This window comes from Pseudomonas sp. JUb52 (assembly GCF_004341115.1).
Classification (GTDB): Bacteria; Pseudomonadota; Gammaproteobacteria; order Pseudomonadales; family Pseudomonadaceae; genus Chryseomonas; species Chryseomonas oryzihabitans.
In genome coordinates this window covers 168,457-179,658 of sequence record NZ_SLYS01000009.1, presented here as the reverse complement: position 1 = coordinate 179,658, position 11,202 = coordinate 168,457, and the positions used below count along the sequence as shown (strand labels likewise).

The 11,202-nt window shown below is 66.8% G+C and carries 10 protein-coding genes and 1 other RNA gene; 2 read left to right on the top strand and 9 right to left on the bottom strand.

The annotated features are described in order from the left end of the window. Nucleotides 1–5 precede the first annotated feature (5 nt). The 9 genes from mraY to rsmI form a co-directional block, all read right to left on the bottom strand. Nucleotides 6–1,088, bottom strand: a complete 1,083-nt coding sequence (gene mraY / locus EC839_RS16410; RefSeq protein WP_059315971.1) for a phospho-N-acetylmuramoyl-pentapeptide-transferase — start codon at nucleotides 1,086–1,088, stop codon at nucleotides 6–8. After that, nucleotides 1,088–2,455, bottom strand: a complete 1,368-nt coding sequence (gene murF / locus EC839_RS16405; protein ID WP_132832861.1) for a UDP-N-acetylmuramoyl-tripeptide--D-alanyl-D-alanine ligase — start codon at nucleotides 2,453–2,455, stop codon at nucleotides 1,088–1,090. Before murF ends, mraY begins: the two co-directional genes overlap by 1 nt. Further along, the gene (locus tag EC839_RS16400) at nucleotides 2,448–3,917 is read right to left on the bottom strand and encodes a UDP-N-acetylmuramoyl-L-alanyl-D-glutamate--2,6-diaminopimelate ligase (protein WP_132832860.1); all 1,470 of its coding nucleotides are present in this window, start codon (nucleotides 3,915–3,917) and stop codon (nucleotides 2,448–2,450) included. The genes murF and EC839_RS16400 overlap by 8 nt, the downstream gene beginning before the upstream one ends. After that, on the bottom strand, nucleotides 3,914–5,608 hold the full coding sequence (locus tag EC839_RS16395; RefSeq protein ID WP_372237666.1) for a peptidoglycan D,D-transpeptidase FtsI family protein: 1,695 nt from the start codon (nucleotides 5,606–5,608) through the stop codon (nucleotides 3,914–3,916). The genes EC839_RS16400 and EC839_RS16395 overlap by 4 nt, the downstream gene beginning before the upstream one ends. A 59-nt stretch (nucleotides 5,609–5,667) precedes the next feature. Further along, a complete protein-coding gene (gene ftsL, locus EC839_RS16390) occupies nucleotides 5,668–5,961 on the bottom strand; it encodes a cell division protein FtsL (protein ID WP_007162061.1) in 294 nt (97 codons plus the stop codon). After that, nucleotides 5,958–6,899, bottom strand: coding sequence for a 16S rRNA (cytosine(1402)-N(4))-methyltransferase RsmH (gene rsmH / locus EC839_RS16385; protein WP_132832858.1), 942 nt, complete (start codon nucleotides 6,897–6,899; stop codon nucleotides 5,958–5,960). The genes ftsL and rsmH overlap by 4 nt, the downstream gene beginning before the upstream one ends. 2 nt (nucleotides 6,900–6,901) lie before the next feature. After that, nucleotides 6,902–7,357 (bottom strand): division/cell wall cluster transcriptional repressor MraZ, encoded by a 456-nt coding sequence (mraZ, locus tag EC839_RS16380; protein WP_007162063.1) that lies wholly within the window; start codon nucleotides 7,355–7,357, stop codon nucleotides 6,902–6,904. 288 nt (nucleotides 7,358–7,645) lie between these two features. After that, nucleotides 7,646–8,001: RNase P RNA component class A (gene rnpB, locus EC839_RS16375), an RNA gene on the bottom strand. 70 nt (nucleotides 8,002–8,071) lie between these two features. Beyond that, nucleotides 8,072–8,917 (bottom strand): 16S rRNA (cytidine(1402)-2'-O)-methyltransferase, encoded by an 846-nt coding sequence (gene rsmI / locus EC839_RS16370; protein ID WP_132832857.1) that lies wholly within the window; start codon nucleotides 8,915–8,917, stop codon nucleotides 8,072–8,074. A 123-nt stretch (nucleotides 8,918–9,040) separates the two neighbouring features. On the opposite strand from rsmI, the gene EC839_RS16365 reads away from it, so the two are divergent. Continuing rightward, nucleotides 9,041–10,828 (top strand): penicillin-binding protein activator, encoded by a 1,788-nt coding sequence (locus EC839_RS16365; protein WP_132832856.1) that lies wholly within the window; start codon nucleotides 9,041–9,043, stop codon nucleotides 10,826–10,828. Further along, nucleotides 10,825–11,199: a YraN family protein gene (locus EC839_RS16360; RefSeq protein WP_132832855.1), complete on the top strand. Its 375-nt coding sequence runs from the start codon at nucleotides 10,825–10,827 to the stop codon at nucleotides 11,197–11,199. The genes EC839_RS16365 and EC839_RS16360 overlap by 4 nt, the downstream gene beginning before the upstream one ends. Nucleotides 11,200–11,202: the final 3 nt, after the last annotated feature.

The window sequence follows — 11,202 nt, the reverse complement described above, 5'->3', positions numbered from 1 at the left end:
TGCGATTACCTCAGTTTCAGGGTGGCGAGACCGAACAGCACCAGGATCACGGTGATGATCCAGAAGCGCACGATGACCCGCGGTTCGGGCCAGCCCTTCAATTCGAAATGGTGGTGGATCGGCGCCATGCGAAAGACGCGCTTGCCGGTCAGCTTGAAGGAGGCGACCTGGATGACCACCGAGAGGGTCTCCATGACGAAGACGCCACCCATGATGAACAGCACCACTTCCTGGCGGACGATCACGGCGATGGTGCCCAGGGCGGCGCCCAGCGCCAGGGCGCCGACGTCACCCATGAAGACCATGGCCGGATAGGTGTTGAACCAGAGAAAGCCCAGGCCCGCGCCGATCAGGGCGCCGCAGAAGACGATCAGTTCGCCGGAGCCTTCCACATAGGGAATCAGCAGGTAGTCGGCGAATTTCACGTTGCCCGACAGGTAGCAGAAGATGCCCAGGGCGCCGCCGACCATCACGGTGGGCATGATCGCCAGGCCGTCGAGGCCGTCGGTGAGGTTGACCGCGTTGCTGGAGCCGACGATGACGAAATAGGTCAGCACAACGAAGAAAATCCCCAGCGGGATTTCGATGTTTTTCAGCAGCGGCAGGATCAGCGTGGTTTCGATCGGCGCCTTGGCCGTGACATAGAGGAAGATCGCCGCCCCCAGGCCGAATACCGATTGCCAGAAGTACTTCCAGCGACTGGGCAGACCGCGGGAGTTCTTCTCGATCACCTTGCGATAGTCGTCGACCCAGCCGATGGCGCCGAACAGGAAGGTCACCGCCAGCACGGTCCAGACGTAACGATTGTGCAGATCGGCCCACAGCAGGGTGCTGATGCCGATGGTGGTCAGGATCAGGGCGCCGCCCATGGTGGGGGTGCCGGATTTGGACAGGTGCGACTGGGGGCCATCGTTGCGCACGGCCTGGCCGATCTGGCGGATCTGCAGGGTGCGGATCATCCAGGGGCCGAGCCACAACGACAGCATCAGGGCGGTCAGGACGCCCAGAATGCCGCGCAGGCTGAGGTATTGGAAGACGGCGAAGCCCTTGTAGAACTGTTGCAGGAACTCCGCCAACAGCAGCAGCATCAGTGTTTCTCCTCGGTGTTGAGAGCGCAGAGCGCGGCGACGACCTTGTCCATCGCGGCGCTGCGGGATCCCTTGATCAGCAGGGTGGTTCCGGCCCGGTCCTCGTCCGCCAGGGCCTCAATCAGTTGTTCGCGATCGGCGAAATGTCGGGCCTCGGCGCCATAGGCGCGGGCCGCATGGGCCATGAAGGGACCGACGCTGTAGAAGGCGTCCACCTTGCCGCGGGCATGCTCGCCCACGTCGCGATGGCCCTGTTCGGTCCATTCGCCCAGCTCGGCGATGTCGCCCAGGACCACCACTCGACGGCCCGGCAGGGCCGCCAGCAGATCGATCCCGGCCTTCACCGAGGCGGGGTTGGCGTTGTAGCTGTCGTCGATAACCTGGGCGCCGCGCTGGCTGGTGCGGGTCAGGGTGCGGCCCTGGACCGGAGCCGCGGCGGCGAGGCCGTGGGCAACGGTGGTCAGCTCCAGGCCCAGGCTGAGGGCTGCGGCAGCCGCGGCCAGGGCGTTGCCGACGTTGTGGGCACCCAGTAGCTGCAGGGTGACCGGTACCTCGCCCTGGCGGGTGTGCAAGAGGAAGCTCGGGCGGCCCTGGGCGTCCAGGGTCACCGCACTGGCGCGGACATCGGCGCGGGCATCCAGGCCGAAGGCGACGACGGTGCGACCGGCCGCGCGGCGCTGCCAGGTCTCGAACGCCGCGTCGTCGCGGTTGAGCACCACGGTGCCCGCCTCGCCCACGCCTTCGATGATCTCGCCCTTGGCCTCGACGATCCGGTCGACGCCGCCGAATTCGCCCACATGGGCCTGGCCGGCGTTGGTAATGATAACGACATCCGGGCGTGTCAGGCTCACGGTGTAGGCAATGTCGCCGACATGGGAAGCACCCAGCTCGATGACGCCGAAGGCGTGCTCGGCGGCCAGTTGCAGCAGGGTCAGGGGCGCGCCCAGGTCGTTGTTCAGGTTGCCCTGGGTGGCCAGGGTGGCGCCCTGCTGACGCAGGATGGCGGCGAGCAGCTCCTTGACCGTGGTCTTGCCACTGGAGCCGGTCACGGCGGCGAGCTTGCCCTGGAACAGGTCACGATTGAAGGCGCCCAGGCGACCCAGCGCCAGACGGGTATCGGCCACCACCAGCTGGGGGAGATGGACCTCGGGCACCGCTCGCTCCACCAGGGCTGCCGCGGCGCCCTGGGCGGCCACGTCGGCCAGGTAGGCATGACCATCGAAGCGCGGCCCGGTCAGGGCGACGAAGAGCTGTCCGGCCACGGCCTTGCGGCTGTCGGTACCGACGCCGTCGAACAGGGCATCGGCGCCCAGCAGGTTGCCGGTGAGGGCCTCGGCCACCTCGGTGAGGGTGAAGGTTCTAAGCATGCTGTCGCTCCCAGGCGGTCAGGGCCCGCTCGGCCTGGTCGAGATCGGAAAAGGGATGGCGGACACCGGCGATCTCCTGGTAGGGCTCATGGCCCTTGCCGGCCAGCACCACGATGTCCTGGGCCGTCGCCGCGGCCACGGCCTGGGCGATGGCCACCTCGCGCCGGCCGGCGAAGCTCACTTGCTCGGGCTGCGCGAACCCGGCGCGGATGTCGGCGACGATGGCGGCCGGATCCTCGGTACGTGGGTTGTCGTCGGTCACCACCACCTGATCGGCCAGGCGCTCGGCCACGGCGGCCATCTCCGGCCGCTTGCCGCGATCGCGATCACCGCCACAGCCGAATACGCAGACCAAACGACCCTCGGCGCCGACATGGGGCCGCAGGGCGGTGAGCACCTTGTCCAGGGCGTCAGGGGTGTGGGCGTAGTCCACCACCACCAGCGGCCGCCCGGCACCACCCAGGCGCTGCATGCGCCCGGCCGGGCCCTGCAGCTGCGGGAGGATGGCGAGGATGTCGGCCAGCGAATGACCGAGACCCAGCAGGGCACCGATGGCGGCCAGCAGGTTGCTCAGGTTGAAGCGCCCGATCAGCTGGCTGCGCAGTTCGCCGGTACCCTGGGCGGTGACCAGTTGGGCGCGCACGCCGTGGTCGTCGAACTGGACAGCCTGGCAATGGAGGCTGGCAGCCGGGTCGCTCAGACTGTACGTCAGGGTCGCTGCCGGGCTGGGACGAGCCGCCAGCTCGCGGCCGAAGGCGTCATCCAGATTGAGAACGCGGGTACCCAGCCCCGGCCAGGCGAACAGCTGGGCCTTGGCTTCGCCATAGGCGGCCATGGTCCCGTGATAATCGAGGTGGTCGCGAGAGAGATTGGTGAAGACCGCGACCTTGAAGGCCAGCGCCGCCACCCGGCCCTGGGCCAGGCCATGGGAAGAGACCTCCATGGCCACACTGGCGGCGCCACCCTCGGCCAGTTCGGCCAGGGTCGCCTGCAGCTTGAGGGCATCCGGAGTGGTGTGGCGGCCTTCGGCCAGGGCGCCATGGAAGCCGCTGCCCAGGGTGCCGACGATGCCGCAGCGCTGACCGAGCAGGTCGCAGGCCTGGGCGATCAGTTGGCTGACACTGGTCTTGCCATTGGTACCGGTGACGCCGACCAGCGCCAGGCGCTGACTAGGTTCACCATGGAAACGACCGGCGATGGCGGAAAGCTGAGCAGCCAGGCCCTCTACGGCGACCAGAGGAATGTCCAGGGTCGGCAGCGCGGGGGCATCTTTCGCCTCATAGGCGATAGCAGCGGCGCCCCGTTCGGCGGCACTGGCGATATGGGCACGGCCGTCGCTGCGCAGACCGGGAATGGCGAGGAACAGCGAGCCCGAACGGACTTCGCGATTGTCCAGCACCAGCCCGCCGATATCGACGGCAGTGGTAGCTTCAGGCAGGAGATCGGTCAGCAGGCGGCTCATCGATCACGCTCCCCGACCAGCAGCGGTTTGGCGGCAGCCTGGGCCTGGGCCTGCTGCACGGGCAGCGGCTGCAGGTTGTCCGGCTGGATGTTCATCAGGCGCAGGGCACCGGACATCACGCGGCTGAACACCGGCGCCGAGACCACGCCACCGTAGTAGCCGCCCTTGCTGGGACGATCGATCACCACCACCGCGGCCAGGCGCGGATTGCTGGTGGGGCCGAAGCCGGCGAACAGCGAGCGATAGGAATTCTCGGCATAGCCACGGGTGCCGGTGCTGGTCTTGCGCGCGGTACCGCTCTTGCCGGCGACATGGTAGCCGGGCACCTGGGCGCGGAAGGCCCCGCCCGGAGCTTCCACGACCTGCTGCAGCATGCCCTGCAGGGTCTTGGCGACCCGCTCTTCCACCGCCTGATCGCTGGCCGGGGCCTTGTCCAGGCGAACCATGGACAGCGGCACCGAGCGTCCGTCGTTGGCCAGCACCGAATAGGCATGGGCCAGCTGCACGGCGGTCACTGCCAGGCCATAGCCATAGGACAGGGTCGCGGTCTCGGCCGGGCGCCAGGTGCGATGGTTGGGCAGATTGCCGACCCGCTCACCAGGAAAGCCCAGACCGGTGTCCTGGCCGAGGCCGACGGCGCGCATGGCGTTGTAGATGTTCTCGCCACCGACGTCGAAGGCGATCTTGCTCATGCCGACGTTGCTGGACTTGATGAGGATGCCGGTCAGGTCCAGGGCGCCGTCGCTGTGGGAGACGTCCTTGATGGTGTAGCGACCGATCTGCAGCGAGCCGGGATAGACGTTGACCTTGTCGGTGGGCTTCCAGCGACCGCTGGCGAGCGCGGCGGTCATGGAGATCGGCTTCATCACCGAGCCGGGTTCCATGACGTCGATCATCGCCCGGTTGCGCATGGCGGCCGGTTCCAGACTGCGACGATTGTTGGGGTTGTAGGTGGGCATGTTGACCATCGCCAGGACCTCGCCGGTCTTGACGTCGACGATGGTGAGGCTGCCGGCCTCGGCCTCGAACTGGGTCAGGGCATTGCGCAGTTCGCGCGCGGCGAGATACTGCAGGCGCAGGTCGATGGACAGCGCCAGGGTATTGCCCGGCTTGGCGTTCTTGGCGACCTGGACATCGCGGATCAGGCGACCGCGGCGGTCCTTGACCACCTGGCGACGACCCGGCACGCCGGACAGCCACTCGTTGAACGCCAGCTCGATGCCTTCGCGCCCATGATCGTCGATGTCGGTGAAGCCGACCACATGGGCCGCCACCTCACCTGCCGGATAGAAACGCCGAAATTCCTCGATGTCGTAGACACCAGGAATCTTGTGCGCCTTGACCTGGGTCATCACCGCATCGCCCTGCTCGGGCGTGAGGCCACGGGCCAGGTAGAGAAATTCCCTGTTGGCGTTCTGCTCGATGCGCTTGGCCAGTTCCGCTCGCGGCTGGCCGACGGCATCGGCCAGGGTCGCCCAGCGATCCTCGGCGCCCAGCAGCTCCTTGGGATTGATCCACAGGGTGGTGACCGGCGTACTCACGGCCAGGGGCTCGCCGTTGCGATCGGTGATCAGCCCACGGTGCGCGGGAATGGGGATGGTACGCACGCTGCGCGCATCGCCCTGCCCCTTAAGAAAGGCCCGGTCGATCACGTGCAGATCGACGATACGCCAGATGATGGTGCCGACCATGACCAGCAACAGCCCGATAATGAGGCTGAAGCGCCATGGCAGGCGCGCGATCAGGCCTTTCACGGATTGACCATCCGGATTTCGGCTGGATCGGGGATGCGCATCTGCAACTGGCCGCTGGCCAGGGCCTCGACACGGCTGTGGGCGGTCCAGGTGCTCTGCTCCAGCAGCAGCCGCCCGTATTCGGCCTGGGCCTTGTCGCGGATGGCCATCTCGCCATAGAGGGTATTGAGCAGCTGGCGATTCCAGTGGGCGCTATAGGCCACGGCTACCGCCGACAGCAGTACCCCGGCGAACAGCACCAGCATGACGCTGCTGCCCAGGGGCAGTTTCTTGACGAAGAGCCGGCTCATTTCAGCTTCTCGGCAACGCGCATCACGGCGCTGCGCGCGCGGGGATTGGCGGCCAGTTCGGCCTCGCTGGCATAGACCGGCTTGCCCAACAGGCGCAGCGAAGGCTCGAAGACCGTGGCGCGGATCGGCAGGTCGCGCGGCAACTGGTCGGCCTCGCCCTTGGCCAGCCGGCGCATGAACTGTTTGACGATGCGATCTTCCAGCGAGTGGAAGCTGATCACCACCAGCCGGCCACCCACGGCCAGCTGTTCGTAGGCGGCCTGCAGGCCCTGCTCCAGATCGCTCAGTTCGCGGTTGATGTAGATGCGCAGCCCCTGGAAGGCGCGGGTCGCGGGATGCTTGCCCTTTTCCCAGGCCGGATTGGCCTCGGTGAGCACCTTGGCCAGGTCCCCTGTGCGCTCGAAAGGCTGGACGTCACGGCGCTGCACCACGGCACGCGCCATGCGCTTGGCGAAACGCTCTTCGCCGAATTCCTTGAACACCTGGGCGATGTCGGCCTCAGGGGCCGTGGCGATCCAGGCGGCGGCGCTCTGCCCCCGACTCGGATCCATGCGCATGTCCAGGGGACCGTCCTGCATGAAGCTGAAACCGCGCTCGGGATCGTCGAGCTGGGGCGAGGACACGCCCAGATCCAGCAGCACGCCATCGACCTGGCCCGACCAGCCACGGCCGACGAGTTCATCGCCCAGCTCGGCGAAGCTGCGCTGGACGATCTCGAAACGCGGATCTTCCGCGGCCAGGGCCTGGCCGGCGGCGATTGCCTGGGGATCCTTGTCGAAGCCCAGCAGCCGCCCTTCTCCACCCAGCAGGCGCAGCACGGCCCGGCTGTGTCCGCCGCGGCCGAAGGTGCCGTCCAGATAACGGCCGGCCGGCTGGATCGCCAATGCCTGTACGGCCTCGTCCAGGAGAACGGAGACGTGGTGGAAGACTGGGTTCATGGTCACAGGATCAAATCGCGCATTTCATCCGGCATACCGCCGGGTTCCTTAATCGCCAGGAGATCCGCGTCGCACACGGCACTCCAGGCATCCTCATCCCATAACTGGAACTTGTTGAGCTGCCCGACCAGCATCACGCGTCGGTCCAGCTTGGCGTATTCACGCAGGCGCGGCGGAACCAGGAAACGGCCACTGCCGTCGAGCTCCAGATCCACCGCATTGCCGATCAGCAAGCGCTGCAAGCGGCGAGTCTCCTCGCGTAGCGAGGGCAACTGCCGCAGCTTGCTTTCGATGATTTCCCATTCCGGGAGTGGATAGACGCAAAGGCAGGGGTCGACGGCATCGATCGTCACGATGAGCTGGCCGGCGCAACGCTCCAGCAGCTCGTCACGATACCGGCTCGGCATCGCGGCGCGCCCCTTGGCGTCGAGACTGATGGCGTTCGCTCCCCGGAACAATTTCGCGTCCTCTAATAGGCTGTCCTTGCCATTAAATCCCACTTCGCCCCACTTCGTACCACCGGCCGCCACTATATTGAGGAGGGCCGGTTTCAGTCAAGGTAAGCAAGGGGGTAGCCAGGCCGCGTGGGACGGGGATTTCGAGCAAATTGCACGAGTTCACGGCCAGGACGAACGACATCTATTTCCGACAAACGGAAATGAAGTCAATTGATTGGCTCAATTGATTAAAGTGATGTCTCAAGAAGAGGTCTCAGACCCCGGGCGCAGAGGCCTGGGAGGGAGGGGTGCGAGAGCCGACCTGTAAGCCGGGTTCTGTCGAGGACAGTCATTCCTCTGGGACAACCATCGCTGATTGCCTCTAGCGACCTACCCGAATCCAGCGCGGGCCACGCCTATGGATTCCTATTTGGTCTTGCTCCAGGTGGGGTTTACCTAGCCACGAACTGTTGCCAGCCGTGCGGTGCGCTCTTACCGCACCTTTTCACCCTTACCGGCGCTTGCGCGCTTAGGCGGTTATTTTCTGTGGCACTTTCCGTAGGCTCACGCCTCCCAGGCGTTACCTGGCACCTCGCCCTATGGAGCCCGGACTTTCCTCCCTCGCAACCCTTGCGGATCACGACAGCGACTGCCCGGTCGGCTCTCGCGGCGCAAGGGTATAGAGACTGAGGGCGGATAACAAGGAAAGATGCCCACTAATTCGACCTGCTCGCTCTACTCGCCCTTGCGCTCCAGCGCCAGCTGATAGAGCTGATTCTTGCGCGCGCCGGTGATCTGGGCGGCGAGGGCGGCGGCGCGCTTGACCGGTAGCTCCGCCAGCAGCAGATCGAGGATGCGCAGGGTCTCGGCATCGACCTCGGCATCCTCGGGCGCCGCCCAGCCGGCCACCAGCAGCACGCACTCGCCACGCTGCTGATCCAGATCCGCGCGGATCCAGGCCAGCAACTCGCCAGCGGGCAGGCAGCGCAGGGTCTCGAAGGTCTTTGTCAGCTCACGCCCCAGCACGATATGCCGCTCAGGACCGAAGGTGCTCACCATGTCGGCCACGCAATCGTCGAGCCTATGGGGCGCCTCGTAGAAGATCAGGGTGCGCGGATCTTCGCGCAGGGCCGCCAGACGCCCCTGCCGGCCCACCGCCTTGGCGGGCAGGAAGCCTTCGAAGCTGAAGCGATCCGAGGGCAACCCGGCTGCCGACAGCGCCGCGATCAGCGCACAGGCACCGGGAATCGGCGAGACCCGGATGCCCTGGGCGCGCGCCGCCCGTACCAGGTGGAAGCCCGGATCGGAAATCAGCGGCGTGCCCGCATCGGAGATCAGCGCGACGTCCTCCCCCGCCAGCAGCCGGATGATGAAGCGGCCACCGGCATCGCGTTCGTTGTGGTCGTGGCAGGCCGCGAGGGGCGTCTCAATGCCGAAATGGCGCAGCAGGCGCGCCGAATGACGGGTGTCTTCGGCGGCGATCAGGGCCACGTCGCGCAGCACCTTGAGCGCGCGGGCGGTGATGTCGTCCAGGTTGCCGATGGGCGTGGCAACCACATAAAGAGTACCCGGCGAAATCATGATGAAACCTGACGGACTGGAAATAGCCCAACAGTGTACGCCGCTCTCGCCCTCGGCGTTCGCAGCGCTTGGGTGCTGTGAGACAATCGCCCCCTTTCCAGACATTTGCTCAGGAACCACAGCATGAAGTTCCGCCTGCGTCCGCTGCTCTGCGCCACCGCCTTCGCCCTGCTCGCCGCCTGCAGCAGCTCGCCCGTCAACAACTCCCTCGGCGACCTGCCCCAGCCCAGCCAGGCCAGCATCGAGCAGCTGCTGAACCAGGCCGGCTCCAGTCAGTCCGAGCAGGCCAATCTGCTGCGCCTGACCGCCGCCGACAAGGCCTATGCCCAGCAGAACTCCCGCGAAGCGCGGCAGATCCTCGGCTCTATCAATCTCGAAGGCCTGAAGCCGGCCCAGCAGATGTTTGCCCAGACCCTGCTGGCCCAGCTCGACCTGCTCGACAAGCAGCCGGCCCAGGCCATCAAACGCTTCGACCATCAGAGTTTCGCCCAGCTGGGCGAATTGCCGGCCCAGCAGCAGATCCGCAGCGGCCTGACCAAGGCCGACGCCCAGGCTGCCAGCGGTCAGCCGCTCGCCGCCGCCCAGGAGCGGATTTTCCTCGGCCCGCTGCTGGACGGCGATGCCGCCCATGACAATCGCGAGCAGATCTGGCAACTGGTCACCAGCCTGCCGGATGCGCAGTTGCGCCAGAGCGTCAAGGACGCCGATCTCAATGGCTGGCTGGCATTGGCCGCCATCACCCGCGGCAACCTGGCGCTGGATCAGCAGTTGGCCGCCATCGAGGAATGGCAGAAGCAGCACCCCGGCCATCCCGCCGCGCGCAACCTGCCCGATGACCTGGAGCGCCTGAGGACCCTGGCCCGGGAACCGCTCAATCGCGTGGCCCTGTTGCTGCCCCTGCAGGGCCAGCTCGCCGGCGTCTCGCGCGCGCTGCAGGACGGCTTCATGGCCGCCCGCTACGAAGCTCTGGCCGCCGGCCAGACCGCGCCGGCCGTGACCGTCTACGACAGCACCCAGATGGGCTCGCTGGACGCCTTCTACCGCCAGGCCCAGGCCGCCGGCATCCAGCTGGTGGTGGGTCCGCTGGAGAAGAACTTCGTCAAGCAGCTCGGCGATCGCCCGCAACTGCCGATCAACACCCTGGCGTTGAACTATGGCGACAGCCAGGGCGCCCAGCCGCCGCAGCTCTTCCAGTTCGGCCTGGCCGCCGAGGACGAGGCCCGCGAAGCCGCGCGCCGCGCCTGGGCCGATGGCAAGCGCAGTGCCGGCGCCATGGTGCCCCAGGGGGACTGGGGCACTCGCGTGCTGGCTGCCTTCCAGAACGAGTGGCAGCAACTGGGCGGTCGCCTGGTCGCCGCCGAGCGCATCGGCCAGCCGGTCGAGATCGCCAATCGCATCACCAGCCTGCTGCAGATGCGCCAGGGCATGGACTTCATCTTCCTCGCCTCGACGCCGGCCCAGGCCCGCCAGATCAAGCCGATCCTGGTCTACCAGAACGCCCGCGATCTGCCGGTATACGCCACCTCCAACCTCAACAGCGGGGTCAATGAACCCGGCGTGAACCAGGATCTCAACGGCATCCTGTTCTGCGAAACGCCCTGGCTGCTCGACCCGAGCAATCCGCTGCGCGCCAAGATCACCGCCCAGTGGCCCCAGGCCGGCACCAGCATCGGTCGCCTCTATGCCATGGGCGCCGACGCCTACCTGCTGGCGCTGCACCTGCAGCAGCTCAAGGCCTTGCCCAACTCCGAGTTGCCCGGCCTGTCCGGCAACCTGAGCGTGGCGCCCGATCAGCGCGTGGTGCGTCATCTGCCCTGGGCGGAATTCCGCAACGGCGTGGCTCAGCCTCTGCCGGCCAGCAATGCGCCGCTGCCCACCACCAGCGTGCCGGCCTCGCTCAGCACCCCGTGAAGCAGGCGCCGCACCTCCAGCGGGGCAAGCAGGCCGAGGACAGCGCCCTGCAGTTCCTGCAGACGCGTGGTCTGCGCCTGATCGCCCGCAACTGGCGCTGGCAGGGCGGCGAGCTCGATCTGGTCATGCTCGAGGGCGATACAGTAGTATTCGTCGAGGTACGCGCCCGCAGGCACACCGCCTGGGGCGGCGCCGCGGAGAGCATAGATGCCCGCAAGCGGCAGCGACTGGTCAACAGCGCCGCCCTCTTTCTGCAATCCGAAGCGCGCTGGGCCAAGCGGCCCTGTCGTTTCGACGTGATCGCGATCGGCCCCGGGGCCGACGCATCTCCTCAGGCACTCGAATGGATCAAACAGGCCTTCGACGCCTGAGAC

Excerpts from the sequence above, each read along its gene's own strand:
- mraY (WP_059315971.1), bottom strand. The coding sequence starts at position 1,088 with ATGCTGCTGCTGTTGGCGGAGTTCCTGCAACAGTTCTACAAGGGCTTC.
- murF (WP_132832861.1), bottom strand. The coding sequence starts at position 2,455 with ATGCTTAGAACCTTCACCCTCACCGAGGTGGCCGAGGCCCTCACCGGC.
- EC839_RS16400 (WP_132832860.1), bottom strand. The coding sequence starts at position 3,917 with ATGAGCCGCCTGCTGACCGATCTCCTGCCTGAAGCTACCACTGCCGTC.
- EC839_RS16395 (WP_372237666.1), bottom strand. The coding sequence starts at position 5,608 with ATGGTCGGCACCATCATCTGGCGTATCGTCGATCTGCACGTGATCGAC.
- ftsL (WP_007162061.1), bottom strand. The coding sequence starts at position 5,961 with ATGAGCCGGCTCTTCGTCAAGAAACTGCCCCTGGGCAGCAGCGTCATG.
- rsmH (WP_132832858.1), bottom strand. The coding sequence starts at position 6,899 with ATGAACCCAGTCTTCCACCACGTCTCCGTTCTCCTGGACGAGGCCGTA.
- rsmI (WP_132832857.1), bottom strand. The coding sequence starts at position 8,917 with ATGATTTCGCCGGGTACTCTTTATGTGGTTGCCACGCCCATCGGCAAC.
- EC839_RS16365 (WP_132832856.1), top strand. The coding sequence starts at position 9,041 with ATGAAGTTCCGCCTGCGTCCGCTGCTCTGCGCCACCGCCTTCGCCCTG.